This window comes from Salipiger pallidus (assembly GCF_014643635.1).
Taxonomy (GTDB): domain Bacteria; phylum Pseudomonadota; class Alphaproteobacteria; order Rhodobacterales; family Rhodobacteraceae; genus Salipiger; species Salipiger pallidus.
Window position 1 is genome coordinate 103,125 of sequence record NZ_BMJV01000012.1, and the last position, 26,792, is coordinate 129,916.

The following is a 26,792-nucleotide window of genomic DNA, read 5'->3' on the forward strand; positions in this document are numbered from 1 at the left end:
TGGGTGCTTGATCCTATACAATCCCTTCGCGCCCTCAAAATGAGCGCTGCCACCATTGGGCATACGGACCGTGACCACGTCTGCACCGCATATGGGGCACTGATGCCGGAAACTGCGCTGGCGCTTTGCATTCGAAGAAGACAGTAAGACCCAGCTTTCTCGAACGTCGGTAGTGCCACCATTTGGCAAGCGCCGCGAATGAGCTCGCCGTCGAAACCAACGAGGAACCATCAGACCACTCCCCTTTCCTCAATACTACTCCCAGACATCCCTTTTCTGACATAGAAGCCGTTTGGGATCGCCTCCTGGACGAGCGGTACATGCGAAATCAGACCCACCGCACGGTTCTGTCGGACGATAGAGTTGAGGACCTGTAGGACTTGGTCGAGCGTGCCGGACCCGTTTTCGGTGTCGAGGCTTCCAAACCCTTCGTCGATAAAAATCGTGTCGAGCCGGACCTTGCCGCTCGCCGCTTCGACCACGTCGGCAAGACCCAGTGCGAGAGCGAGTGCTGCAATGAACGTCTCGCCGCCTGAGAGTGTGCTTGTAGCGCGTGATTTCCCGGTGTGCGCGTCAAACACCTGTGTTCCAAGGCCTCGCTTACCTCGCCCTCCATTCTCCATCTCGCGCTCAAGACTATACTGATAGTTTGTCATTGGGCCGAAGCGTAAGTTTGCCGCTTCCAGAATCTGGTCGAACATCGCGCCTATCGCGAATGTCTCCAGGGTCAGTCTTTGCGAGTTCTGCCCGTTCACCAGCGCAGCTAGTCCGCGCAGCGGGCCTGATGCCGCTTCGGCTTCGTCAAGCTTGCGCAGCGTCTCTTCAATCCCCTTTCTAAGCCGATCCAAATGATCGACACGGGTCTGGGCGGCGATGCGTTCTTCGGTCACCCTGCCGAGTGCCTCAGCATGGGTCTGGTGCGTTTCCCGCAGCGCTTCGATGTCAGGCCGGGGCATGCCTTCAATCGCAGAGGTAGCATCTGTGACTGCATCAGACGCACTCTTGTGCTCACGCCGGTAGGTCTCGACCGTTTCTCTATCTTCATTGAGAGTTTCGATGGCTGACTTGAGAGACTGAAAGGCCTCTGCTGTGAGGCCAGCTCCAGCCAGTCTCGTCCGGAAGACCTCAACCGCCTTTTGATGGCGCGCCTTACAGTCCACGAGCGCCTTATTTGCGCTTTCAATATCCTTATCCGCGCCGAGTGCCATTTCGCGCGCGGATTTCAGCGCTTTGTCTGCCGCGATCCGCGCCGCCTGAAGTGACTCCAGCGACTCGGTCACCTTCTTCAGTGTGGCCGCGAGCGCCGTGACATCGCGCAGGTCCTCAGGCACCTCGGCAAGCTTGCCGTCGCGAGTCGCCTTGGCCTCAGTAGCCTTGTTCCGCCGCTCATCGAAGCTGTCCCGCAACTCATCGCGTTTCCGCTCCAGTTCCTCGACCTGCCGTCCCAGTTCCTCAATCCCGGCCTCCGCGGCAAGGATGTCGACCCGGGGACCAAGCGCTGCGAGTGCTGCGTCCTCACGACCGATCTGCGCCGCGATGACGTCCGCACGCGCCTCTGGCGGCTCAAGGGTGGACAAGCGTTTCCGTCGCTCGTCAAGCGTCGCTTGCACGCCGACCAGTGCTTCGCCGGCTTGCCGGGCTTCGCGATCGGCGGCCAGCCATGCTTCTCGTGACTCTCGGAATGCCTTGTCCAGGCCGGCACTACCGATCTCGCCAGTCGCCGGCGCAGGATGTTCGGTTGCGCCGCAGACCGGACATGGCGACCCTGCTTCCAATCTCGTCGCGAGGTGAAGCGCCTGTGCTGCCGCTAGATCCCGTTCGGCCGTCTCATAATCATCTCGCGCCTTCTCGGCCTTTCCGGTCGCAGCTTCCGACGTCCGCAGTTGTTCTGCGACAGCGTCCTGAGCCGTTGCGACATCCTGCAAAGCGCCCTCGTAGGACTTGGCTGCCAGATGCCGTTTTTCGAGTTCTGCGCGCCGATCCGCGATCTCGGCGCGCTTCGCCTCCGTTTCGCGCGCAGCTTTTAGCTCTGCGCTTTTCGAGGTGCGCTTCTCCTGCAGTTCGGTCAGTTGTGCCTTTGCTGCCTGAAAAGCGTTGTCGGCGTCTCGCTGCTCTTTCAGCGCGGTTTCGACTGCCTTATTGCTATCGGCCGCTGCCTCGAGGATTCGACCATACCTCTCCAGTTCATCACTTCTCCGGCGCAGGGTTTCGACCTCATCGGCACGATCGTCCTCGCGCCGGAGCGCCTCTGCCGCCTTTTCTGCTTCTCTGGAAGCAAGCTCGCTGGCCTCGTCAGCCTTCTTGCGCGCACCCTCGGCTTCACCAACCTCACGTTCGGCATCCCCTACTCGTTCCTCGACATCGATCAGACCGCGTGCGCGCTCGGCTTGTCGGACCTGCTCAGAAAGCGTCTCGACATCGCCCTTCTGCGCCTCAAGTGCGCGAAGCCGTTCGTTCATCTTTTCGGCCGTCGCGAATTTTTCTTCGATCGCCTCCGCCTGACGCACTGCTTTCTCGGCAGCTTCCGCCGTCGCCTTCCCGGTTTCTTCGTTCGCGCGTAGCTCTGCGCATTTCCCAGTTGCGGCTTCGATGCCCGAAATCAGTGCATCAGTGCTTTCGAATCCTTCTGCGGCGAGCTGTCTGGCGCATAGCGCACGTTCATCCCGCACCTGCCGTTCAGCCTCATCGGCTGCCGACTTGAGATCGGCCATGAGCTTCTCGTACAGCGAGACATCGAAGAGTTCTCGCAGGATTTCGAGGCGCTCTTTCGTCTTGGCCGAAAGGAATTTCTCGAAGCGCCCTTGCGGCAGGAGGACGATCTGGCGAAATTGCTCGGAGCCATATCCAAGCATCTCAACAACAGCCGCGTCGACGTCGCGCACCTTCTTCTCGGCCAAGATCTTGCCCCGTGCCGCATCTGTGATTGCGTCCAGCGCCATTCCGGTCGCATCGAACAGGTAAGCTTCGTGTGCGCTCCGCGTCTCGCCTTCACCGCGTGCCTTGGGCCGCATCTGGTCGGGTCGGCGAAGCACAACATATCGCCGCTCACCAATGTCGAACACGAACTCCGCCTCGGTTATTATATCCGGATCTGCGTGATCCGAGCGCAACGAAGGAGCGTCTTGCTCTGCCTTCGCCGCTTCGCCAAAGAGCGCAAAGGTCATCGCGCTGAAGATGGTCGATTTACCTGATCCTGTTTGTCCGTAGATGCCGAAAAGACCCGCCTCGACGGCATCCCGAAAGTCGATAACCACCCGACCTGGATAGGGACCGAACGCCTGAAGTGTTAGCCGAACCGGTCTCATTGGACATCCTCCGCCTCACACAGGCGACCGAGTGCCGACGCTACGACCTCCAGTTCCTTCTCTGAGAACCCTTCGTCCCGCACGTGTTCAACGAAGTCGCCAATGACTTCGACAGGGTTCGCGACCGCCAGGGCACGTCCCGTTAAAGACTTTACTTCTTGCGCCTGTTCATCCCGCTCGTAGATAAGTTCACAGGCGTTCGGGAACACGTCGCGGATGCGCTTCATTCCATCGATCACAGGCGCATCATCGGTAAGCACGGCTTTGATAAAATCGTCAGATCAATCTGCGAGGAGAAGTTCTGCGTGACGTCCCTTCAAGACGCGCACTTGGCGAATGGGTGTGAAAGGAATGATCTCAATCGTGGTTTGCCCGACTGCATCGATCTCGACGAGGCTCATCGACTTCTGGCAGTCAGATTCATCAAACCCGAAAGCTAATGGCGATCCCGAGTACCGGATATGAGGGGCACCAACCGATTGCGGCCGGTGCAGATGGCCAAGAGCCACATAGTGGGCACCCTCGAACACGGCCGAACTGACGGTCTCGATGCCGCCGACCCTAGTGAGAGGTCGTTCACTTTCGCTGCTCGAAGCCCCGGCTACGAAAGCATGCGAAACGACGACCCAACGCGTACCATCGGGAATGTTACGCCGACCGCAAGCCACCTGAGCGGCGAGAACGTCCTCGGGCGCGTGGAGAGCTTCGTCGGAAAAACATTCACGGGCGGCATACTCGTAGGCGAACGGCAACCCCGTGAACGCCACAGGTCCGTGGGCGTCCGTAAGTAACAGCGGCTTCTCGTCCGCACTGATAGCCCCACGTATCAAAGCGCGTCGTGTGTCTGTCATGATCGCCATGGATGCGATTCGATCACCAGAGTCGTGATTGCCGGCGATCATCACCACGGCCGCGTCGGTCTCTGAGGCAACGCGCGCCAAGAACCCATTGAACTGTCGCACGGCAGACGTCGGCGGGGCAGCCCGGTCAAAAATATCTCCTGCAATTACAAGAACATCAACGTCGCGAGAGGTGATCGCCGAAACGATCTGGTCGAGAATTGCTGCGTGATCGGCATCAAGAGGAATCCCGTTGAACTGACGCCCGAGATGGAGGTCGGCGGTGTGGAGAATCCTCATGGCAATAACTCGTATATTTTTTATTCGTATATTTTCTAGATGGACATACAGGCCAGAGTCAAGGTAGGGATGCGCACATGAAGCTCGACGACCTCAAACATGCGCAGAGAGAGCGCCTGATCTTTCTGGACCGCTGCCTGACTTGGCGGGGTATGGCAAACCGCAAGGATCTGATCGACCACTTCGGTATTTCGACCGCGCAGGCAGCGCTGGACTTCCGTGTCTATCTTGGTCTCGCGCACAGTTCACCGCCGACCTATGATCCGGTGCGAAAGACATACATAGCTGCGAGCGAGCACGAGGCATTGGCACCATCCGGCCTGACCGAAGCATTCGATATCTTGGCGGGCGTCGATGAAGACACGCCTTCGTCCGCGTTGCCGCGACCGGAACGGAAGGCAGATCAAAGGACCATCGCGTTTCTTCATCAAGCAATCAGGTCGGGGAACGCCGTCCACGTCCGATACACATCAATGTCGTCCGGTGCCGACGAAGGGCAGTGGATCGCACCGACCCGCTTCACGTCCGATGGTGAAAGCGTGCACTTGCGTGCCCACAGTTTCAAACGCGGTGAATATCGGAACTACCTCCCGATCCGCATCGATCCTGACAGCTCGTTCGAGGAGAAACCCATAGACAAGCCTCTGCCGGAGGACGTGGACTGGAATACTCGAGCAATCATTTGGCTGCGACCAAAAACAGGACTTTCAGATGAGCAAGCAAAGGTCGTCAGACGTGAATTCGGCTTTGAAGGCGAATGGCTCCGTGTCGAAACCAGAAAAGCGCTGGAATTCTTTTTTGATCGTCGATGGGGGTTGGATACCGTAGGTGCACGGCTTGAGCGCGCGAAAACGGACTACGAACCAATATGATAACTAGATCCCTTCTCGTACGCCGTTCTTGCTCCGCTCCATAGTTGCCTCTAACATATCGAGACCATCGACGGCGGAACGCATCTGCGCCTCACCCACGACGCTCGTGGTCTCGGCATCCGCGACCGGGCCCTCAAAATCCATCTCCATCTGCCGCTGTTCCTCAGCGATGACGGCTTGAACGACGGGCGCGGTCTTCTTTGGCACGACATGCGCTGACGGCTGACCTGCAGCAGCCTGGTCTGCTGCCTCGATATCGGCCTCGGATCCGCCTGACCCTTTCGCTGGCGGCGTCATCGGCATGGCGCGCATACTCAGCGGCAGCGTACCCTGTGATCCGCCTCCCCCCGGCTCCGGAAACGGCAACTCGCCTGTCTGCGCCGCGTAGATCGCCTTGAACAGCCGGTCGTCGAAATACTGGATCCGCTTCGCCCGGACCGGCATTTGCGCATCGATCACCATGACGATCTCGTCGAGCGGCAGGCGGCGGGCCTCATCTTCGGGTAGCAGAGAGCTCTCTTCGGTCCGTGTGGACTGGCTGCGCCCTTCGAAGGGGTTCTTGCCGATAGACTGAGAGCGCGTGATGACGGTTTTGGTGGTCTTGCCGACCGCCTTGCTCAGCTCCTCGACGGTTTTTTCATCCGAGGGCGTAAGGTAGAGCTTCACGCCGGCGTTGCCTTGCAGAGCGCGGCGGGTGTTCTCGCCGTAGATTTCATCGAGGGCGGGGATGGTCTGGGTGACGACGGCCAAATGTCCGCGATAGGTCCGCAAGGTCTCGATACTCTCGACCACAATGGGCATCTTGCCGAGGCGGTTGAACTCGTCCAGCATGATCATCACGGGCCAGGGTTCGTCAGGTCCGGGGTCTTTCTCCTGCATGGCGGAGAGGAGATCGGAAAAGAACAGCCGGATCAGCGGCGCGAGCGGCTTCACCATCAGCGGCTGGACCACAAGATAGACCGAGAAGGGTTTCTTGCGGATCGTGCGGAAATCAAAGTCCGACACCGCCGTCGCCTCATCGATGGCCGGGTTCTGCCATTGATCGAGCCCCGAGGTCATCAGGAGCGAGACGTAGGACGTCAGCGTGTCGTTGTTGGTCGAGGCGAGCCGCGTGAAGATCAGCTTGGCGGCCCTGTTATCGACCTCATGCCCCCGCGCGGAATACTCCTTCTGCTTGTTCCCGCCCGAGGCAGCGATGCGGTAGATTTCGCCCAAGGTCGGGCGCTTGCGCTGGAACGCCAAGAGCCCTGCCGCGACGAAGAGATCGATCCCGCCTTTGAGGAGGCCCTGCACCCGGTCGTTGTCGCTTTGCAGGAAGAGCGTCGCAAGAAGCTGCAATTCCATCTGCTGGCGCGCGGGATCTTTCAGTTGATAGATGCGCAGGAGCGGGTTGTAGCGATGCGTGCGCTTGCCCTCCCAATCGGTGGGGGCAAAGCGATAGACCTTGTCGCCTTGGGCTGCGCGGTGCCGGGCCGTGGCCTCGAAACACTCGCCCTTCACATCGAGCGTCACGGCGGAGCCCTGCCAGGTCAGCAGGTTCGGAATGACGAAGCCCGTGGTCTTGCCGCGGCCCGTGGGCGCCACGATCAGCGCATGCGGGAAAACCTTCGAGCAAATGTAATTGGCGCGAGAGCCAGGCGTCCCCAGCTTGCCGAGGATGAACCCGGTCCCGGGCGCCCCGAAAAACCCATTGGCCTTCATCTCGCGCGCACTCTGCCAATGCGTCTGGCCAAACCGTGTGAGGGCCGATCCCGAGAGGGCGAGGCTCAGCATCAGGCCGGCGGCGGCAAAGCTGCCGATGATCAGGTGAATGAGTTGGGCATCCTCCGGGCGGCGGTCCAGGATCGCCATGTAGTTCTGCGCGATATAGGCAAAGTCGATCTCGGCCCCGAAGCCGAGATCCTGGTAGGTCAGCACCGCCGAGGCGATGGTATAGCCCATGGCCCCACTCACAAGCGTCACCAGAAGGACGCCCGTGGCGATCCGCGCTTTTCCCATGGCGGCGCTCAATGGACCTGTCCCCGCTCGGTCTCGCCATCCACGTCTGTCGCGCGGTGTTTTTCGTATTCGGCATCGGCGAGTTCATCGACCACCTGGCGCAAGGCCTCCGTGTTGGCCGTGGCGGCATCGGATTGCAGATAGACCTTGGCGACATAGAGCCGGTCGAGACGATCCTCGAGAACCTTGTCCAGCGCATCGGCATCGCCGGATGTGAGCCGGTCGAGTTGGCGCACGTCCAGCACCCGCGCGATCTCCTCGCGGAAGGCGTCCCGCTCCGCCTCGGTTTCGAAGGGCGCGGACAACTCCCCTGCCCGCTCATGGTCCAGAACACGCGCGATTTCGTCTGAGAGGCGGCCGGATCGGTCAGACAGCGGTGCAGTTTCATCGCGGGCCGCGAGGATGTCGTCGCGCGTGCCAACCCCAAGTCCGTCGCGCAACTCGCTTTCGCGGCGGACCTGATTGATGGCCTCCGTGTCCCGTATCTCGACGACAGCGGCATAGGTCGCGCCGAGCCCGCGGGCGAGGTGGGACGGCATGTCCGGATAGCGCTCCCTGAATTCATCCGTGACAGCATCTGCAACGGGCGTGCGGATATCGCGTCCCTCCATGATCCGGTCGACCTCGCGGGTGATCTCGCTGGCGCGGGCCGCATCGGTAATGGTCTCCCTGTAAGGCTCAGACCGGTCAATCACATCGCCGGGGCGTGCGAGCAGATCCGGGTGTGCCTCGAGATATGCACGCTGCTCCGTCTCAATCCGGCGCTCTGCCTTTGAGACCACCTCCCAGTCCCGGTCTTCGATCCGCTGCGCTGTCAGGCCCTCTGCGCGCATCTGCTGACGGATTGTCCCTTCCATCGCCCGGACCGCGTCCCGGTGATAATGGAACCGCTCGCTGATCGGTTCCGCTTCCATGACGCCATCCCGGCGCAGCACGTTCTCGCGCTCCAACAGCGTGCCAAGTTCCACATGCACGTCATTCAGGATGTCACGCGCCTGTTCCAGATCGGCGCGGCGCTCGAGGTTCAGATCGCGCGCCTCAGCCACCTTGGAGAGATCATCTGCGATCCATTGATGCTCCAGCGCGGCATTCGCGGCCCCGGTCTCGATCCGCGCCACCACTTCCGATGTGCTGATCCCGGCGCCCCGTAGCGCTGCGTCGATCCGAGAGCGCAGGCGCGGCTCTGTGAGGCGCTCCAACTGGCTCTCTTGGATGTTTGCCTCGGAATAGACCCCGCCCTCCGAGGGCGCCTCTGACAACGTGCTCGAACGCAATCCGAGCGGCTGCATGTGCTGGACCTGCGTCTGGATCTCGATAAGGCGCTTTTCCAGCACCGGACGTTCCGCATCGGACTTCTCTGCGATCATGCCCTGCACCCGCGCGAGCTTCTCCGCATAGAGGCTTCTCAGATCCTCGAAGCTTTGATCCTCGGCCATATACACATCTCCTGTTCGGTCCACCTGCCCGCCGCGCGCCAGCACCTCGCCCGCGCGAAATAGCGCCGCCGCGATATCCTCGCGGGCTTCTCGCGAAGCTTCCGTGGCGAGCGAGTGGTAGACAGTTCTGGTATTGGCGATCTCCGCCAGCGTCCGCGTCAGGTCGGCCCCCACGCGCGCGCGCTCGCGGGGCGCGCGACCCTCGTCTTTCGCCGCATAGACCTCGCTGGTCCGGGCGGGGTAATGCACGACACCACGATCCACCCGGCGCGTGGCCTCCAGGCGCACGCCATACTTTTCTGCCTCCTCGACCATGGCGAGGCGGAAGTCGTCATAGTTGAACCGATGGTTCCGCCCCAGAAAAAAGAACTCGCCTTCCTGCGAGCGGCGGTTCAGAACCAGATGCGCATGCGGGTGATCGCGGTCCTCATGCACCGCAATGATGTAATCGAAATGCCCCTCATCGGTCTGGAAAAACCTCTTCGCCACGCTTTCGGAAATATCGCGGACATCCTCACCGCGCGTGCCAACTGGGTAGGACATGAGCATGTGGGTGGTCTGGCCGAGCTTGGGCTTGAAGCCCGCGTCCCACCGCTTGGCAAAGCGTTCGGTGAGGTCTTTGATGTCCTTCGCTTCGAGCTTCGCCTTGCCATCCAGAAATCCGCTTGAGTCCACGATATGGGTGGACTTGGTGGTCAGATACTCGAGCTGGTTCATCAGCTGCGATTTGGTGTGCGTTCCCCCGCCCCGGATCGCCTTGAAGACCGCTGGCCGGTGCCCCGCCGCCGCACGCACAAGCTGGCTCTGCTTGGCTACGTGCAGCCCCTGCATCGAGCCCCGGATCCGGCTCCAGCCATCCCGGAAGACCTCGCCCGTGACGGCATCGACAGCATCATTCAGCCGCATGCGCAAACTCCCTCAAGGCGGCCGTGGCCTCGAGCTGCATCGCGTCTCGACGGCGGCGCAGAAGCAGGTCAATCTCGTCAGCGGAATCCAGAATGAACCGCGCCAGCCCGCGCAGCTGCGCGAGGCGCAATTCGGAGAACTCGGCACTCGTGCCCCCCACGGCCCCCTGCCCCATCCGGTTGGCCTGCGTCATCTGTTTGGCGATCTGCGCGACCCCATTGCCGACCTCGTGCAAAGAGGCCCTGTATCGCGCCATCTCGGCCGCCATCTGCGCATCCGGAACGAACACCCCGCCTGCCGCCTGAATGAGCCGCCGCAGTCCCTCAGCCCGGCTCTCGATCCCGGCCTTCGCCAGCACCGCGTCGAGCGCCTCAAGCTCCGAAGCCGTGACCTTCACACTGACCGCGGAGACCGGGATGGCTGCATCCGTCTGGCGCTCGGCATCGGCCTTGAGCGTGTACTGGATCGCCCGCGGCGACACGCCAAACCGCTCGGCCAACACGGATGTCGACACACCTTCCGCAGCCTCGCGAACGATCTCCATGCGGTTCGCATCTGTGAGACGTTTTGAACGAGACATGCGAAGAAAGACCCCCTATTTCCTGCCAACTTCCACCAAGGCTGCCCCCACCTTACGATAATATACCAAACAGTCAATTGTATACTTACGTCGCATTCAGGCTCAGGCAGCCTTGGTGTCCGCTTCACGCCGCGGCCCGCAGGGACGCGGCTCTGCCGCCCTCACCACCAGCACAGCCTCCAGCTTCAAAGGCCCCTTCTCCAGCACCGCCCGAGGCTCTGGCCGAACACGCATGTGTTCGGACGGAACCGCGGGCGGGCGCAAACCCCACCGACAGGGCGGACAGGCAGGGTCAAGGAGGGCCAGATTTGGGCCCCCAAATCTCTGCCGCAAAAACCGGGAGGCCCTGGCCGATAGGTTTTTGTGGATGGCCCCCTTGAGGCTGGCTGGCCGGTCTGTCGCGGCCTGATCATTCTGGGAGGCGTGCGTCCGTTGAACGCGCAGCGACCGGCACTTAGGGGAGATCACTGTCGGCGATCACCCGCGCCAGTGACGGCATCCCTGGAACAGGGACAGGGCCGCCTGATGGCGGCCCATCCTCGTCAGAGGATTTAGTCCTGCGGATCCTTCGCGCTCGGCGGGAACATCACCAGCTCCGAGACCGCGACCGGGAAGTCGAGCTTGAGGCTAAAGAACTCCGAGCCGTCCCCGTTGCGGGTGTTGCGGAACATCGCGCCCACGCGCTGAAAACGGGTGCGCTCCTGGCCATCGGTGTCGGTGAACTTGACGGGGACGGTGGCGACGTAGTGGTTAGTCATTTGGGTCTCTCCTTGTTGCGATGGGGATCACCCGGCACGGGGGCAAGAGGCCCGGTCGCAAGCGCAAATGCGGAGGGTCCGTGGCTACGCCGTGGAAGCCGTATTTGTGCTTGCCGGAGCGAAGCGGAGGGCACGATTGGGCCGACCCCGTGCGATCCGCATCAATGAGCAAAAAGGAGTGACCCGAATTTGTGCCACCACTTTGAAGCCGCCATCGAACCCGTCGATCGTGACCGAAGATGGCCTGGTTCGTTCTGATCCAATGCATCTGGATAACGATCCGTCACGCTCGCGATGCGGCGGGTCAGCGTTCTGCCGCGCGCGAAGGTCCGTCGTCTGGGTCGGTTGGGCGCGTATGCTATCGGCACCAGGGTTGAGGGCGTGGGGGACAGCTGGTGCGTCCACATCGGTACGGCACGGCCAGACCTTCAGCAATGAGCGTGCTGCCGACGTCCCGACCGTCAACGAACAACGAGCCGCAGAACCGCCCAAAATTGCACTGATCCGTACCCTCTGTCCCGGGCCGGCAGGAACAGGCCACGCGCTCAAATTCAATTGATGTCGCGCCCCGCACTAATTGACCTAGACGCGCAGTCGCGCGCTCCCCAACCTCACGCTCTGCAGTGCAGGCGGGTTTCCATGTCTCAGGCGCGTTAAATCCGACGAGACGCACGTTCGCTGTTAGGCCTCGAACATCGACCGTATCACCGTCAATGATCCGCACATCGCTGGCGCGAAGCGACCGGTCCTGTGAGGCGGGTCGCTCTGTTGACGGCGCGACCAGTGACAGGAAACGGGTAGCCATCCAGCCCGTACCAAAGTTGGATCGAATTTGTGTCCACTGCCCTTCTTCTCGAAGCTTTTCAACGCGGCCCCCCTCGCTCAAGACACCCATCACGGCATTCGAAGTAGACGGTCCAGCACGTTGATTGACACGCGTCCCTGTCACATAGACGTAAGCGGCGTCGGCAGTTTGCGATGAGGGAACCGCTGACGGACTGTAGGGTGTGGATCGCGAGTTCGATGATTCAAACAATGATCCAACCAATGCGAAGAATCCGACAGCGATCACCAACGGCACCATGATTTGGCGTTGAGCCTTGCGCACGGCACGCCGAGGTGCATTGATCGCGCGGGTCACGGAGACCGGACGGGGTCTCGCCTGAACGCTTCTGGTACTATGCTTCGGTGCTGGTTGAGAAGTCCTGTCGTCGGCCGCTGCCCTTTTCTGTGCCGGATTCTCCCGTTCCAGTTTCAGGACTTTGTACAGGCTGGCATACTGAGCTTTGCTCAGGCGCGTCTTCGTTCCATACCGCTGAAACCGTTCAGCCATATTTGTAAGGAAGGACACTTCCCAATCGTTTGCCTGACCGGACCGCAAACGCGCATCAATACGCGATTGAATCTCTTTGGTGCGTTCCGGAGAAAAAGGCATCTAGGAAAAACCTGGGCGAGTGTTGATCTGTGGAACAAATGTCTTCTGCCACACGGCCACACTAAGCTGTAATTGCATAGAGATACCATCCAGCCATTCCCGAAACCAGATTGGCCGGACTACAAACACCAAGCCTGTCGATGCCCATTGTTGGAGTTAACTGCGACACCGCCGATGTTCGCACACATCTGGGAAAACGACGAAAGGGCCGCCCGAAGGCGACCCTCTAAACTCACGTCTCCGCGGTCTTCTTCGCCGGGTCCGCAACCCGCATGACCGTCAGGCCTTTCGCTTCCGCCTTCTGCCCGAGGTTCAGCGCCACCCCGTTGCCGCCGAAGAGAACAACCCCCGTCGCCGCGAACTTATCGTCCAGCATTTCGTCGTTGCACTTGAACGGTGCCGCCCGCCCATGCGCGGACCAGCGCGGATCGAAGCGCGCCTGTGCTATCCCGCGTGCTCGGGCCCACCGAGCCGCGATCATCTCCGCCCCGTGCTTGCCACCCTTGTGGCAGAGGAAGATCTCCTGATTGCGGTTCTGCCTGATCCGTTCGCGAACCTTGTCGAGCGTGTTGAAGATCACATCGACATCGGTCCAGTCGGTGGCGCCCGAGACAATCAGGGGAACCCCCTCGACTTTCGACTTCTCGGCAGTCTCGCGGTCGTGCTGCTCGAGGAGCTGCCGCGCCTCGAAGACCGCCCCGGTCTCTTGCGCCCGGACGCTTGCGCGCGACCCAACTGCCGGGATGAAGGCGTGACCCGTCTCGATCTCGTAGCATTCCGCCGCCGCCTCGCTCATCACCTCGATGGCGCTGACGATCTCGCGCAGTTGCAGGAAGCGGGCCTGCGCCTCTTCGAGCGCGGTCTCGGCGATCTCCGATCCATCGTGGGATTTTGCCAGTGCGCCGATCTTGTCGGCGGTGCGGTCGACCTCCTTGCCGAGCGCCACCTTGCGCCGCTGCAGGATCGTGGCGAGCCCATGGGCCAGCGGTTCGATTTCTGCCTCAAGGCCGGTCCCGCGCAGCGGACCGAGCAATGCCTCGAAGCTCTCGCGGATGATGCGGTCGGTCAGGATGTGATCTTCCGGGATCGGCAGCTGTGCGTCCTTCTCGGTCAGTCCGAAAAGCTCGATGGTTTCGTAGGTGTTCGCTTGATCGTATGCCATGTCTGTTCTCCAGATTTCGGTTGTTCGACCACCACGTGAGTGTGGTGGCATGGCCGAATGCCTGGTTTCCGAATCTGCCCGGGTCAGGGACGGCGCAGCCGCCGGCTTGCCGGGCGCAAAAGTTTTCCGTGCGCAACACACGACACATGCGCGCCCTCACCCACGGGACCGCCCCGCGTCACAGGCCCGGCCTTCGCCGAAAAGTTTTGCGATCCTTGACGCGGGCTGATTTGGGGGCCATCCGGAGGATATGCTTCCGCACTCATGTGTGTGTGTTTTGACGGTAGGTTTGCCCGACCCGAGCAGGCAAACGGCCCGACCGGACGCGGGAGACGGATGAAGCGGCGGGATCGTTTTGCCCCGCAAAACAGACCAGAGCGCAATCCGGCGGAGCGGCCGGGGAGGGACGTGCTCGCGAGGCGGGCAAACCGGGATGCCAGGCGCAACGCCGCGGTGAGGCCGCATGGCCGAATGCGCGACGGACCGAAGGGCCGTTCTCCCCTGCGACACGCGAAGCCAAGATGGGGAGGCTAGAAGCGTTAAACCAAGGTTGATGTACAGGAAACTCCCCTGCCAACTATACTAAGTTCCTATCAGAGCATGCGACATGGACAGAAAGCCGACCTTCGCGGCGACACATCGTACCTGTGCTCTAGATTCTCTGTAAAATACCAAATCGGCATGTCTGTGAGGTAAGTCTTGGGTGTAATCCGGACTGGACGGCGATATATAGATATTATGCCTGCCGATTTCTCTGCCTTATCGCCCTCCGAGTTCGAGGCGCTTTCAGCCGACCTTATCGGGCGCGCTCTTGGTATCCGCTTCGAGCAATTCGGCGAAGGAGCTGATGGTGGAATAGATGGACGCCACGCGCCGGAGGCGCAAAGCCTGACGATCCTACAAGCTAAGAGATACGAGAGATCTGCTATCTCAGCTTTGAAGCGTGAAATGTCGAAGGAGCGCGCGAAGATCGATCAGTTGGCGCCCGATCGCTACATCCTGTCAACGTCCGTAGCGATGACCCCACAAAGGAAGCAGGACCTCGTGGAGATTTGCGGCCCCGCCATTCGATCTCCGGGAAACATCTTCGGGCGCGAGGATCTTGAGGCATTGCTGCGCGCGCATCCTGACATCGAGGAAGCTCATCCCAAGTTATGGATCCCCGCGAGCGGGCGTACGCTGAAGCGAATGCTTCATGAGACGCTGGATGAGCGCGAGGGCCACCTGAAGCCTCCTTCGGTCCTTCGAGCGTTGCTTCCAAAGCCAGGGATCGGCGGAAAGGTGGAGTCAGAGGCGGAAACGCAACGGGATACCCTGTTCCTTGTCGGAGCGCGCCCCGACCACGATCACTTCATCCTTTGGCTCGGTCCAAAGCTCGAAGCGCACGGATATCGCGTTTTTTCCGAGATCCTGACTCTCGAGCCTGGAGACAGATGGCACAAGGAGATTGGAGTGGCGTTGGAGCACCGCGCTGCGAAGGTTCTGGCAGTGGCGGGCGCGGCCACCCGCGCCAACGACGACGCGATGGACCTGATCGACAGGGCGAAAACGCTTGCTGCAAGTTTTGGCGACACTCGCCTGATTATCCCGTTACGGATCGAGGAGGGGGCCAAGATTGATGGCCTCCGCGATGCGACGCCTGCCGATTTCGCGCGGGGTTGGGCAGAAGGGCTTTCGAAGCTTCTGGAGACGCTGCGTCGCCAAGGCGTAACGCGCCGACGCGAGCACATCGCGGTCGCAGCTCAATGGGACAGCTTCCGCAAGCGTGGTGCTGTTCCGCTAGTGCGCGAGCCAGAGTCCTTGGTCTCGAATTGGATTCAGATCTTGGAAATGCCCGATGAACTCCACTTCTACGAGGCGGCAGGAGCGGTCCAGACCGACGTCCTCAAGAGGCGGGTGCGAGGGCTGTCGTTTCCCGCCGTCGCGCATGAGCGAGGCGTGATCACCTTCGCTGCGCCCCCTGATGTTGGGGAAAGCCTCGAAGGCGTAGCGAAGTTGCGCCTACGGACTTCTGTGCCGGTTGTCGATGCGGTAGAAAAGGGTATGCCTGAGATAGGCGTCGCGGGACGTGATCTGTCGAACATGCTCACGGGCCTGTTGCGCGATGGATGGGAACGGCACTGCAGGAATATTGGCATGGTCGCCTATGCGTATTCCAACGGCGATGGTTTCCATGTGTCCCCTAACCAGGTCGCGATTGGTGAGCGGGTGCCCTGGGGGCGACAAGGTGAGCGCCGGTCGTCGATGCTGCGCAACATCGCCCGAAAGCATGTTTGGTCCTATGGGGTGACGGCGATTCCCCGAAACTGGCCTTTCTGGCACTTCCGTCTGAAAGCGCGCGTCCTTTTCGCGATGGATAACAATACGGAGCAGGGCGAACGCATAGATGATCCGAAGAAGATGCATCGCCTTCGCAGATCGGGCTGCAAGGGTTGGCGCAACAAGCAATGGCACGGACGGCTTCTGGCATTCCTTCAGATCATGTCGGGTGACTCAGCCTACATTCGGGTTCCGCTGGCTCCAGGCCAGGACATGCTTCTTTCCTCTGAGCCCCTTCTCTTCACGTCGCCGGTCAGTACAGCTCTTCCTGACGTGGGCGACCCGGATGCCGAGGAGCAGGACGAAAGCACGCTCGGGCGGCCAGAGGCTGACGACGACGATGCTGAGCCCGAAGGAGACGGTAAATGAGGTTTCCCGAAGCAAGCTTGATCGTAGATCACTTCGATGAGCCAGAACTCGACTTCCGCCATGACCAGAGGAGCCACCACCCAAAGGACGGCCTGTTTCTCTATGGACCTCATGACGGCCCTCGGAAGCTTCGAGAAGTCCGAATTGGGGTTGTGGGAACGTCGGACGGGATCGGACACTTCCGATCTTGGAGCCGCCGGCTGCTTTCCGGGATACCGGTGCCGCCTCCGGGGCCGACGGAGAAGAAGGACCGTCTTCATCTCGCGGATTTCGCCGGGCTCGAAGAGACATTCGGCATTACTTTCGATCCAGATCGGCTCAGGTCCCTGACGGTCGAGTTTGACGCCATCGAGCGGGCGACCAGGGTGCAGAACATGCACGAGGCCGTCGATGCGGTCGCCCGTATCTACACTGAGCGCGTCCACAAGTTCAGGCGCAACGAGGAGGGTTCGATTGATGTATGGATGTTCGTCGTGCCCGAGATAGTCTACGAGCGCTGCCGTCCGGAATCGAGGCGGACCGGTTTGACCCTGGTCGCTGGAAAAACGCCCAAGAAGCAGCGCGCAAGGTCACCCCAGTCGTTCCTTTTCATGGACGAACGGTTCGATCCGCGCATTGAGGACGTGTTTGACGACATTCCCGACTTCCGTAGGCACATCAAGGCGACTTTGCTCTCGATCGCGCCCTCTCAGATCCTGCGCGAGTCGACCCTTGAGCCGACAGCGTTCCTCAACAGTGCGGGCTATCCGAAGCGAACCACCCAAGACCCTGCGACAGTGGCGTGGAACATCGCGACGGGGCTTTACTATAAGACACAGGACCGTCCACCCTGGCGGCTGTCGAACGTGCGCGAAGGAGTATGCTACATCGGGATGGTCTACAAGAACCTCCCAAACAACCGCGATAATCACGTCTGCTGCGCGGCGCAGATGTTTTTGAGTGAAGGCGATGGCGTGGTGTTCCGCGGCGCGAATGGCCCTTGGAAGACCGGCAAGTACGAATACCATCTAAACGCTGACGCCGCGAAAGAACTTCTAGAGACTGTGATAGAAGCGTACCGGGATCTGCACTCCGAGCCGCCCAAGGAACTCTTCATCCATGGGCAGGCGTCATTCAACGACGAGGAGTGGCAGGCCTTCTGTCAGGCGGCTCCGAAGGGGACGAACGTCGTCGGTGTACGGATCAGACCTACGGGTGGTGACGCAAAGCTCTTCCGTGCAGGCGACTACCCCGTGATCAGAGGAACGGCTCTAAGTTTAGACGAGAAGAACGCCTATCTTTGGACGAGCGGCTACGTCCCGCAGCTGGATACGTATATCGGGCCTGAAACACCCAACCCGCTTATGGTGACGATCCTGCGCTCAAAGCATCATAAGCCAGAGATGCGGACGGTACTTGCTGACATCATGGGACTGACAAAGATCAACTACAACTCGTGCAACTTCAACGATGGGTTGCCGGTAACAGTCCGCTTCGCAAAGATGGTCGGAGACATCCTTGTGATGGGTTCGGCGCGGGAGGGCGGACCGCAGCCATTCAAGTACTATATTTGACCGGGCTGTTTTCGGGTGTGTGTTCGGACGCGGGGCAGGCCGTTCTAAGGGCTGCCGCCATCTTATGTTTTGGGGCCGTTCGCAACCTGAACGCGCCTGGCAAATCACTAACTGACCTTACTTTCATGCAAATGGACATTGTAAGAGGGGAACCGTGATCCCACGGCTCCCCTTTCGGTGCGGATCGTCTAATCTCGCGCGTTGGTCACGCGACCAGCGACAGCCCTGCGCCTGCGTCCTGTGGCTGCTCACCGCTGTCGATGAACGGGATGATCGAGAAGGTCTGCCCGCCGCGCTGCTCTTCGTTCTGCACGGCGTTGACGCGCAGGTCACCGTAAGGCGTGTTGATCAGCAGCGTCAGGTAGTCATTGCCCGTGCGGCTGCTTTTGGCCATCCACGCCGAGCCGACGCGGATCGGTGTGCCCCGGGGCGAGCTGACCTCGATCCGGTAATCGGGGTGGGTCTCCTCGGTTTTGTAGCTGTTCTCGATCAGGATGAACTCCAGATCGAACATCATGTTGGCGATGTAGCCGGTGAAGGCGTTGTCGGCGTCCATAGCGGTCAGCTCGCCCGAGATCGAGCCGGATTTCATCAGACCGTTCGAGACCAACGGGATGATCTCGAATTCGCCGCTCTGGGCCGCGCGCGCCTCTTTCGTCTGCACCGCGTTGACCCGGAACGGGCCGAGGCCCACATCGATCTGCATCGAGATATAGGGGTTTCCGCTGGTATTGCCCGTCTCGTTCCAGGCCGTGCCGATGCGGACCTTGCGGCCCGATTTGTTGACGGCCGTCACGTCGTAATCCGGACTGCGCGCGGACATCTTGGCCCGTGCCTCAAGCTGGATGGCGATGTCAAATCGCGTCGAGTGGATCATGCCGGTGTATTCGGCGGCGGCGGTCTCGACATTGCGGGTGAGGGTTCCTGCGAACATGGGATGGTTCCTTTTGGATTGGCCGGTGCCTGACGTTCTTGCCAGCGCATCCGGGATTGCTTTCTCGACCCCTCCTGGGATCACAAACCAGAAAGCTTGCTTTCCTTTCAGCCCCGCCCACGGGTCAGAGCTGCCGTCCGAGTGGGCATGCCCCCGCGCGTTCGGGTGCTGCGCCCCTCCCCTGCCCGTCTGGTCTTGATTGGCTACCCGGATTTTCCGCGCTGTCCTTCGATTGCGCGATGAAGAACTCCGCCTCTTTTCCGTTCAACCGGTGCCCGCTCCGGTCGGTCAGGCCGATGCAGCTACCGTTCGGCACAAAGGTGATGAGGTACTGACCGAGCCGGTCCTTGTGGACAACGTAGCCGGTATTGGCCCAGTGCACGGTCTGACCGGCATCGACGGCCGCCTTGATGTCTTCGAATGTCATGTGATCCTCCTCAAAAAGATTGCTGGGGAAACGACGCAAGAAGCCTGATCTTCCGACCGGGCTTCTATGCAGCATTCGTTTGGCAAACGACCGAGAGCTGTCAGGCGCTTTGCGTGGCTTGCGTCGCGCGCGCCGCCATCCAATCTTTCAGGCCGAGAACCGTTCTTCCGGCGGCCACCTCGAATGCCCAAGCAACCCTTGGATCGCCGCAGGGCTCCCCGCTGAGGTGCTGCTCGATATGGCCATTGGCCATCCATGGCTCAGGCTGTATCCGTCGCAGCCAGTCCGCCATGCTCGGAATGCGGCCCTGGCAGTCTTCGCGGACATGCTGCTCGCCGATCCAGCGCACGGGGATGTCCCGACCCGCGCTATTGGTCAGGGTCAGACCGAAGACACGTTCGGCCTCGAACAGGCCTTGAGCATGATGACGCAAGGCGCGGTGCGTGAAGAGGGCGAGGTGTTCTTTCGAGGCGTCGAACCAGTCGTGGATGTCCTGATAGTCAGATGGCACCCCACCGAATTTCCGGGCAGAGCTTTCAGCATGATGAAGCGGATGGGCCATCTCAAAGCCCGTCGTCATAGCTGTGCGAGCATTCAACGTAGCGGTCCGCATGATCGAGCGTGATGCTGTCGTTGCGCAAGTCCCAGGTCAGCGTGCCGTAGCCGCCCTCGTTGTTCTCGAACCCCGGATGATGGTGATAGGCGAGTGACCAGGCGAAATCGCCCACGGCGGTGACAAGCGCTTCCGGCAGTTGGACCTCCGCAGGCTGCACATTCACGTCCTCGACATTGCCGGAGTCGCCATAGCCTTCGTATTCGGCGGTGACCTCGTTGATGCCAAGCGCGCGCAATTGCACGATCAGTTCCGCTCGGGTTGCTTTCAGGGTGGTTTCGTGCTCGGCGCGCCACTGAGCCGCCATTGCGGCATAGTCGATCTGGGGATTGGTCATGGGTCTGTCCTCTTATCAGAAGTTGGGGGGCCAGGCGTCGCATTGGTCAGCGCGCGCCCGGAAAGCGCAGACCGGCCAAATCCCGATCCGCGACGCCCGACCCAAAGCCCGCTTTGGCTTTTCAGGCGGCTTGGTCTGCCGCGTTGCTGGTTCCCTGCCCCACAATCCGGGCCAGAATGCTGACCGTGTCGATCCCGTCCCCATGCGGCAGGAACACCCGCAGCTGGAAGGCAATGATCTCGGTGAAACACCCCATGGCCTTGAGGCCTTCGATCATGCCCTTGTCCGCACCGCCCAGCTCAAGGCGCATCTCGCCTGCGACCCGGCGACGGGTCAGCGTCAGACCCCGGCCCAGATCGACCGGCGTGGTGGTGCCAAGAGCCGCAGTCAGCATCTCCTGTGGCGTTTGCGGGTTAGAAACGAGGAAGCTGGCGCGCAGCGCGGCCGCCCCTTCCTCGCTCAGCGTGCGCCCGATCATGGCGGTCGCCCCGTCCGGCGTGACGCGGTAGATGCGTTCATTCGTGGTCGGGATGTCCTTCCAGATCGGCAACAGCAGCCCGGTCAGCAGGTAGAGCTTGGTTGTGGTGGTTTTTGGCAGGGACGCTGCCTCGGCATCCCAAAGCTTTGCAAACTCGGGCCTGTCGATGTCTTCCCAGGCCGAAGACGTGAACCGAGCCTCTTCGAGATAGCTAGACCCGTTTGGCCGCACCGCCTTGCGCATCAGTGTGACAATATCCTCGTCATACATCTGCATGGGGCGCGCCGAGATGAGCGCCGCGCGACCGGAGGCGCGATTGACCATCGGTAACTTGTCGGGATTGCGCGACATGGCCTCTTCGGCGTCCAGCACATACACTGGGTCGGTGACCTCCAGCCCGATAATCCGCGTCACGGCGCCGGATTTCGGGCAGGTCCAGAGATCCTCGGTGGAGACCTGTTCTATCTTGTCGCCGCGTAGGGTTTCCACGCCGAGATCGAGCGTGCCCGCCGCGCGCGCCCGTTCCGTCTGATCGGCAATCCGGCGCATGAACTCGGCAAAGAGTGCGTTCTGCATGTGGATGGGAAGGGCAAGCACCCGGTTGAGAAACCGCTGGATCGGGGGAAGCTCCTCAAGGAGCACCCCGTCCTTGTCGATCAGCCGCAGGGCGGTCCAGTCGGTGAAGCTCTCGTAGCTCATCGCCTCAGCGCGCCCGGCGGCAAGATCGGCGAAATACCCACGCAGCGCCGCTCGCGCGATCGGGCTTTCGAGATTGTCCTCCTCGCGGAACATGCCTTGCGAGCCGGTCTCGCGCTGACCCTTGGTCAAGGCCCCCAGCTGGTCGAGGCGCTTGGCTATAGTCGAGGTGAAACGCTTTTCGCCATGCACATCCGAGGTGCAGACCCGGAAGAAGGGCGCGCTGACTTGGGCAGAGCGATGCGTGCGGCCGAGCCCCTGGATGGCCGCATCGGCGCGCCAGCCGGGCTCCAGCAGGTAGTGCCGCCGCCGTTTCTGGTTCTTCGCCGTTTGCGCCGCATGATACGACCGGCCCGTACCGCCCGCATCGGAGAAGATAAGGATATCCTTATCACCGCCCATGAAGGCTTGGGTTTCGGATGAATTGCTGCTGGCGGCGCGCTTTTCGATGAAGAGATGACCATCCTCGGCCTTGAGGGGTCGGATGGACCGCCCCGTGACTTCTGCCACGGCCTCGTCGCCAAAGGCCCAGAGGATCTGATCCAGCGCCGAGGGGATCGGCGCCAGCGTCATCAACTCCATCATGGCCGCGTCACGCAGAGCGAGCGCCTCGCGCGAGACGACCAGCGCGCCAGTTTCATCCCGAAGCGGCTCAGCCACCATGTTGCCGTCGATCTCCACGAGCTTTTGGGCATGGATCGGAAAAGCCTGTTCGAGGTAGGCGAGAACATAGTCGCGTGGCGTCAAGGCACCCTCGACGAGTTCATCCTCCGGGTCCATCGTCTCAAGCCGACGCTTCAACAGGCTCTCACCCGTCGAGACCACCTGGATGACGCAAGCCTTGCCTGCCGCCAGATCGTCCGCGATGGCGTGGATGATGGTCGGGGCCTTCATGCCCATCAGCAGATGATTGAAGAAACGCTGCTTTGTGCTCTCGAAGCGGGACTTGGCCGAGGCGCGTGCTGCCGAGGCATTGGTCTCTCCCGAGGCATCGTTGACGCCGGTGGCTGTCAAAGCGGCTTCGAGATTGTGGTGGATTGTGCGAAAGGCTCCCGCATAGGCGTCGTAGATCTCGATCTGGGCCGGGGTGAGCGCGTGTTCGAGCACGTCATACTCCACGCCATCGAAGCTGAGGGCGCGGGCCGTGTAGAGGCCGAGCGTCTTGAGATCGCGCGCGACCACCTCCATGGCGGCGACACCGCCAGCTTCCATCGCAGAAACGAAGCTCTCGCGGCTTGGGAAGGGGTATTCCGGCCCCTGCCCCCAGAGACCAAGACGCGCGGCATAGGCCAGGTTGTGCACGCTCGTGGCACCCGTGGCCGAAATGTAGAAGACGCGAGCGCGGGGTGCTGCCAGTTGCAGCCGCAGGCCTGCAAGGCCCTGCTGGGAGGGTTTGACCCCCCTGCCCTGCTCGGACCCGGCCGCGTTCTGCATGGCATGGGCCTCATCAAAGGCCAGTACGCCGTCGAAGTCTTCGCCCATCCAGTCGAGGGTCTGGCTCAGTCGCGTGGTGCCACATTTGCCCGCGGACCGCAGCGTGGCGTAGGTGACGAAGAGGATACCGTCGCCCATCGGGACGGGCTGATCCGGTTTCCATTTTGAGAGCGGCTGGATGTCGGCTGGCGAGCCGCCGAGATCGGTCCAGTCGCGGATGGCGTCCTCGATGAGCGTGGCGGATTTGGAAACCCAGATCGCCTTTCTGCGCCCGGCCAGCCAGTTCACGAGAATGAGCCCCGCGCATTCGCGCCCCTTGCCGCAACCGGTGCCGTCGCCGAGGAAATAGCCAAGGCGATAGGCACGTGCGTCTGGATCATCATCGGCGCGCGTCAGCTTGGTCTGGTCGTCATCGATCGCGAACCGACCCGGCAGGTCGCGCCCATGGGCGTCATGCGCCATGATGATGGTTTCCAGCTGCGCCTCGGAGAGATGTCCCTCCTCGATCAACCGTGCGGGCAGGCGCAAGTCATCACTGCCCGTGTTTGAGGGCATGGGCGGGGCAACCGAGGCCATGGCGATGCTCTCGACGAGCGGCGTGGGATGTTCTTGCGCACCCGCGATCTCGATCCGCTGCGGACGGTAGCGCGCATAGATGTCCGAGATGGGCGTGTTGTCGCGCGGGATATCGAGGCTCTTGAAAGTGAGCGGGACAACGGCATTGGCCCGAGATTTGGAGGCGGCGACAGGCGCAGCAGCGGTCTTGCGCGGGGCAGATGATGGAACGATCGGTCGCGCATGAGGGATCGCTTCAGCCCGTTGGACGGGGCGCATCTCGGGCCGGGTCGCGGCAACTGCGTCGACAAAAGGAAGGGCTTCATCCAAGTCCCGGACACTGGCGCGGATCATTTCGCCGTCCTCCTGCACCTTGTCGAAGACCATCAGCTGGGTTTCGACAGAGGTGCCGAGCTTGCGATAGACCTGTCCCGGCATCGTCAGCGCCAATCGCGGCGTCAGGAGACCGCAGGCGCGGGACCAATGCGCGGCATCGCGTTCGGGCGTGAATCCCGGCGGCATGATCGCCACCAGCCGCCCGCCGGGTGCCAGGCGCTTTGCAGCCGCGATGAGATGCTTGGCGGCGATGTGCTTGTCTCGGGAGCGATCGACCGAGGAGGCGAAGGGCGGGTTCATCACCACGACCTCGGGTAGAACCGGCGTCTGCAGCAGATCATCGATATGCTCGCCGTCATGGCCTGTGACCTCGCCGCCGAAAACCGCGCGCAGGAGGCGCTGGCGAAAGGGGTCGATCTCGTTGAGCAGAAGCGTGGCACCGGCCCGGGCGGCGAAAGCAGCCAGGGCACCGGTGCCAGCCGAGGGCTCCAGAACGGTCTCGCCCTTGCGGATCGCCGCGGCCCGCAAAACCAGCGCCGCGAATGGCAGCGGCGTGGAAAACTGCTGTAGCCGGATCTGCTGCTCTGACCGGCGGGTTTCCGTCAGGAGCCGTGAGGCAAGTAGCCTTGCAGCGGCGGTGTCACCTGCCGCGCCGTTCCCACGCAGCAGCACCTGGACAGCCGCTGCCTGCATCATGTCATAGGCCATGCGCCAGTCCCAGGCGCCACCGGCATCGCTGCCATGAAACGTCTCGCGCATGATACGCGCGAGCGCTGAACTGCGCAGGGGCTGGTCATCGACCTCCGTGCCGATTTGCGCGAGGGCAGAGGCGAGATCGGCTTCGGAGATTGCGAGAGCCGGGTTGGCCGTTCTGGGTTTGGACATGGGGATTTTCCTTTGGATCAGGGTCTGAGTTCCAAAGGACAAAAAGCCCGCTTTCGCTTTTCAGGGTGACGTAGTCAGACCGCGCCGACCTCAAAGGCTTGGTCAGGACTTGGGTTCGACCTGCCGCTTCGCATCAATCAATGCCTGTGCGGCCTGCATCACCTGAACCTGAGATGTTCCCGAGCGTGCATCCTCCAGCGCGGCCTGCACCTGCGCGCAAAACCACGTGTCATAAGAATTCGCTTCAGCGGCCACGGAAATGCTCCTCGAGCCCGATATCCAGCAGCTTGCCGAGGTCATCGGGCATGTCTGCAACGCGCACAGCAATTGGGAAACGGTGCCCCGTCAGGTCAGGCGCGCATTGCTCCTCTAGACCGAGGTGCTGCCTATCCTTTTCCGTCTCATTCATTGTGCTTTCTCCGACCGCATTATCAGCCGATGCTACATCTTCGAGCGTGGCGTCGTAAATGATAATGCCAAAGGGTCATAGCAAGCTGGCCCACTTACCGATCGGGCACCGCTTCAAGGGATTTCTCGAACCGCTTGCCTGCCGCTGCAGCTTCTTTCAAGAGCGCGTCGAAATTGTCAGGTGGGTTGCCATCTTCCAGCATCCCTTTGAACGTCGCATAGGCATCCGTCTTGCTGCCATAGGCGCGCAGGGTCTTGTCGTCGTTCACCCATGCCACCACGATGACCTTCGCATCGCTGTTGAACCGGTAGAACAGCCGATACTGCTGGAAGAATTTCGCCCGGAACCAGTGCTTGCGGTGATCGCCGAGTGTGCCGCCTTGCCGGAAGGCGGCGGCACCCGGATCTGCAGGTATGGCCTCGGTGACCAGCTTGAAGATGGCGGCCAGCCGTTTCGTCGGGTTTTTCTTGTGCCAGGTCTTGGGATCGCGAGCCTTACGCGCCTCTACCTCCTCGACCAGCCCTTCGAGCTGGTCCAGAAAGAGTGGGTGCGCATAAATCGACCATCCATTCACGACAAGGGGCGCTTGGGCGGGCACGCTATCGCCGCTCATTCATCCTCGAGCGATAGCGGCGCATCGAGATCGACATCAACGTCTCCGACCAGTGCTGCAAGACGGTCATGCAAAGCCCCATCGAAAGCCCGAATGCGGTCCGGATGCGCCTTGATATCGGCCTCGACAAAATCGAGAAAGGCTCCGAGCACGGGATCTTCCTCGTCGCTGCGCACGGGCTCGATATAGACCCTGCCACTCGGCTCGGTGCAGTAACGAATCTGGTCGCCCTTGCCCAGCTTGAGCTGTTTGCGCACACCCGCCGGCACGGTCGTCTGATACCGATCCGTGAGTTTCGAGACATCTTGTGCGAGGGCTGTCATGGCAGTCTCCTGAAGAAAAGGGGCTTTGCTGCCCGCGATAGGTAATGCATTTGCATTGCCTTGTCAAGACAAGCCGCAGCATCTGCTGTCGCCGGGCAGGTCGATGAACCGTCCGGCGCAGGACCTAATTTCGCCCCGCCAGGAACTCCGCCAGCACCGGGCTAGCCGCACCTTTCGTGGAGCTGAGCAGCTCCGAGCCCGCAAGCGAGGCCTTCGACAGGCGTACGAGCCCACCAGTTTCCTCGATGCGGTAGCAGCGGCGCTTTTGCCGCCCACGCCTGTAGTGGGTCGCGGTGACAATCTGGCAGGTACTGCCATCGGTGAGCGTCACAGGGGTGGCGAGCTTGATCTTGTCGCCTTCCTCGTAGTCCGGGATCGCAGCCCAGTCCTGGCAGCGCTGGCGCCAGGCATGAGCATAGCTGTCTGGGTCTTTCAGCTCGGACAGCAGGGCCAATAGGCTCAGTGGCGCGCGGGATTCGACCGGTCCCGCGCTTTCCTCCATGTCCTTGTAGCCCCAGCAGCCGTCATCATATCGGGTAAGGAATACGGCGGCGAAAGTGATCGAGCCGTCAGGATCGGTGACATAGGTCGCGTCCTCGACAGGGGTGCCGTCGCGATTGGTAACCCTAGCCGCTGCATACCAGGTGGAGCCAACCTTGCAGGCCTTGACCAGTTCAGTTTTGCGCGTGTCGCCCTCAAAGGTGCAGAGCCGGGCAATTTCCGCTTTCTCATCCGCGTAGGATTTGACGCGGCCGTCGGTGTAGAACAGCCATCCCATCTCAGAGTCCTTTCTCTCATTGGGGAATTGTTGTCGCCAATGTCCCGTGTATGGACGCCCCCGGGGCTGCAAGCGATTTTTTGACTTTGGCAACAGCATTGCGGTCGAGTTCCTTCGTGTATCCGGCCTCTGGTTGCGACCT

Annotated in this window: 22 protein-coding genes; 3 read left to right on the forward strand and 19 right to left on the reverse strand. The window is 61.3% G+C overall.

Going from position 1 to position 26,792, the window contains the following annotated elements; translation table 11 throughout:
• Window positions 1-230 precede the first annotated feature (230 nt).
• From IEX41_RS20450 to IEX41_RS20455, 3 genes are read right to left on the reverse strand one after another with little or no spacing between them, the layout of a single operon-like run.
• On the reverse strand, window positions 231-3,305 hold the full coding sequence (locus IEX41_RS20450; protein ID WP_043754081.1) for an AAA family ATPase: 3,075 nt from the start codon (window positions 3,303-3,305) through the stop codon (window positions 231-233).
• The gene (locus IEX41_RS21645) at window positions 3,302-3,574 is read right to left on the reverse strand and encodes an exonuclease SbcCD subunit D C-terminal domain-containing protein (RefSeq protein WP_277874199.1); all 273 of its coding nucleotides are present in this window, start codon (window positions 3,572-3,574) and stop codon (window positions 3,302-3,304) included. Before IEX41_RS21645 ends, IEX41_RS20450 begins: the two co-directional genes overlap by 4 nt.
• Window positions 3,575-3,586: 12 nt before the next feature.
• Window positions 3,587-4,444: a metallophosphoesterase family protein gene (locus tag IEX41_RS20455; protein ID WP_229673410.1), complete on the reverse strand. Its 858-nt coding sequence runs from the start codon at window positions 4,442-4,444 to the stop codon at window positions 3,587-3,589.
• A 77-nt stretch (window positions 4,445-4,521) separates the two neighbouring features.
• On the opposite strand from IEX41_RS20455, the gene IEX41_RS20460 reads away from it, so the two are divergent.
• Window positions 4,522-5,316 (forward strand): BrxR family transcriptional regulator, encoded by a 795-nt coding sequence (locus tag IEX41_RS20460; protein WP_043754087.1) that lies wholly within the window; start codon window positions 4,522-4,524, stop codon window positions 5,314-5,316.
• 3 nt (window positions 5,317-5,319) lie between these two features.
• On the opposite strand, the gene IEX41_RS20465 is transcribed toward IEX41_RS20460, so the two are convergent.
• The 6 genes from IEX41_RS20465 to IEX41_RS20490 all read right to left on the reverse strand — a co-directional run bounded on the left by IEX41_RS20465 (window position 5,320) and on the right by IEX41_RS20490 (window position 13,591).
• Window positions 5,320-7,314, reverse strand: a complete 1,995-nt coding sequence (locus tag IEX41_RS20465; protein WP_043754090.1) for a type IV secretory system conjugative DNA transfer family protein — start codon at window positions 7,312-7,314, stop codon at window positions 5,320-5,322.
• A gap of 8 nt (window positions 7,315-7,322) precedes the next feature.
• On the reverse strand, window positions 7,323-9,656 hold the full coding sequence (locus IEX41_RS20470) for a relaxase/mobilization nuclease domain-containing protein (protein ID WP_043754093.1): 2,334 nt from the start codon (window positions 9,654-9,656) through the stop codon (window positions 7,323-7,325).
• Window positions 9,643-10,236 carry a helix-turn-helix domain-containing protein gene (locus IEX41_RS20475; RefSeq protein WP_043754095.1) on the reverse strand — a complete coding sequence of 198 codons (594 nt, stop codon included), beginning with the start codon at window positions 10,234-10,236 and terminating at the stop codon, window positions 9,643-9,645. Before IEX41_RS20475 ends, IEX41_RS20470 begins: the two co-directional genes overlap by 14 nt.
• A 551-nt stretch (window positions 10,237-10,787) precedes the next feature.
• Window positions 10,788-10,994: a hypothetical protein gene (locus tag IEX41_RS20480; RefSeq protein ID WP_007120662.1), complete on the reverse strand. Its 207-nt coding sequence runs from the start codon at window positions 10,992-10,994 to the stop codon at window positions 10,788-10,790.
• A 358-nt stretch (window positions 10,995-11,352) separates the two neighbouring features.
• On the reverse strand, window positions 11,353-12,429 hold the full coding sequence (locus tag IEX41_RS22005; protein ID WP_081979701.1) for an SH3 domain-containing protein: 1,077 nt from the start codon (window positions 12,427-12,429) through the stop codon (window positions 11,353-11,355).
• Between the two features lie 232 nt (window positions 12,430-12,661).
• The gene (locus IEX41_RS20490) at window positions 12,662-13,591 is read right to left on the reverse strand and encodes a DUF2493 domain-containing protein (RefSeq protein WP_043754100.1); all 930 of its coding nucleotides are present in this window, start codon (window positions 13,589-13,591) and stop codon (window positions 12,662-12,664) included.
• A gap of 738 nt (window positions 13,592-14,329) precedes the next feature.
• Here IEX41_RS20490 and IEX41_RS20495 point away from each other — a divergent pair.
• Window positions 14,330-16,279, forward strand: coding sequence for a TIR domain-containing protein (locus IEX41_RS20495; protein WP_043754103.1), 1,950 nt, complete (start codon window positions 14,330-14,332; stop codon window positions 16,277-16,279).
• Entirely contained in the window at window positions 16,276-17,832 is a 1,557-nt protein-coding gene (locus IEX41_RS20500; RefSeq protein ID WP_043754109.1) for an argonaute/piwi family protein, read from the forward strand. Before IEX41_RS20495 ends, IEX41_RS20500 begins: the two co-directional genes overlap by 4 nt.
• A gap of 205 nt (window positions 17,833-18,037) precedes the next feature.
• Here the strand turns inward: IEX41_RS20500 and IEX41_RS20505 are convergent, their stop codons facing one another.
• The 10 genes from IEX41_RS20505 to IEX41_RS20550 all read right to left on the reverse strand — a co-directional run bounded on the left by IEX41_RS20505 (window position 18,038) and on the right by IEX41_RS20550 (window position 26,650).
• Entirely contained in the window at window positions 18,038-18,766 is a 729-nt protein-coding gene (locus IEX41_RS20505) for a DUF736 family protein (protein ID WP_076625729.1), read from the reverse strand.
• Between the two features lie 124 nt (window positions 18,767-18,890).
• On the reverse strand, window positions 18,891-19,193 hold the full coding sequence (locus tag IEX41_RS20510; RefSeq protein ID WP_028288606.1) for a hypothetical protein: 303 nt from the start codon (window positions 19,191-19,193) through the stop codon (window positions 18,891-18,893).
• Between the two features lie 100 nt (window positions 19,194-19,293).
• The gene (locus IEX41_RS20515; protein ID WP_028288607.1) at window positions 19,294-19,755 is read right to left on the reverse strand and encodes a DUF6915 family protein; all 462 of its coding nucleotides are present in this window, start codon (window positions 19,753-19,755) and stop codon (window positions 19,294-19,296) included.
• Between the two features lies 1 nt (window position 19,756).
• Window positions 19,757-20,143, reverse strand: a complete 387-nt coding sequence (locus IEX41_RS20520; RefSeq protein WP_076625728.1) for a DUF6878 family protein — start codon at window positions 20,141-20,143, stop codon at window positions 19,757-19,759.
• 121 nt (window positions 20,144-20,264) lie between these two features.
• Window positions 20,265-24,527 (reverse strand): strawberry notch family protein, encoded by a 4,263-nt coding sequence (locus IEX41_RS20525; RefSeq protein ID WP_188792087.1) that lies wholly within the window; start codon window positions 24,525-24,527, stop codon window positions 20,265-20,267.
• Between the two features lie 102 nt (window positions 24,528-24,629).
• Entirely contained in the window at window positions 24,630-24,782 is a 153-nt protein-coding gene (locus IEX41_RS20530; RefSeq protein WP_043754116.1) for an antitoxin PaaA2 family protein, read from the reverse strand.
• Window positions 24,772-24,936, reverse strand: coding sequence for a hypothetical protein (locus IEX41_RS20535; RefSeq protein WP_009819683.1), 165 nt, complete (start codon window positions 24,934-24,936; stop codon window positions 24,772-24,774). The genes IEX41_RS20530 and IEX41_RS20535 overlap by 11 nt, the downstream gene beginning before the upstream one ends.
• 94 nt (window positions 24,937-25,030) lie before the next feature.
• Window positions 25,031-25,549, reverse strand: coding sequence for a type II toxin-antitoxin system YhaV family toxin (locus IEX41_RS20540; RefSeq protein WP_024099306.1), 519 nt, complete (start codon window positions 25,547-25,549; stop codon window positions 25,031-25,033).
• On the reverse strand, window positions 25,546-25,872 hold the full coding sequence (locus IEX41_RS20545; protein ID WP_005668772.1) for a type II toxin-antitoxin system PrlF family antitoxin: 327 nt from the start codon (window positions 25,870-25,872) through the stop codon (window positions 25,546-25,548). Before IEX41_RS20545 ends, IEX41_RS20540 begins: the two co-directional genes overlap by 4 nt.
• Before the next feature lie 124 nt (window positions 25,873-25,996).
• On the reverse strand, window positions 25,997-26,650 hold the full coding sequence (locus IEX41_RS20550; protein WP_028288610.1) for a DUF6927 domain-containing protein: 654 nt from the start codon (window positions 26,648-26,650) through the stop codon (window positions 25,997-25,999).
• Window positions 26,651-26,792 lie beyond the last annotated feature (142 nt).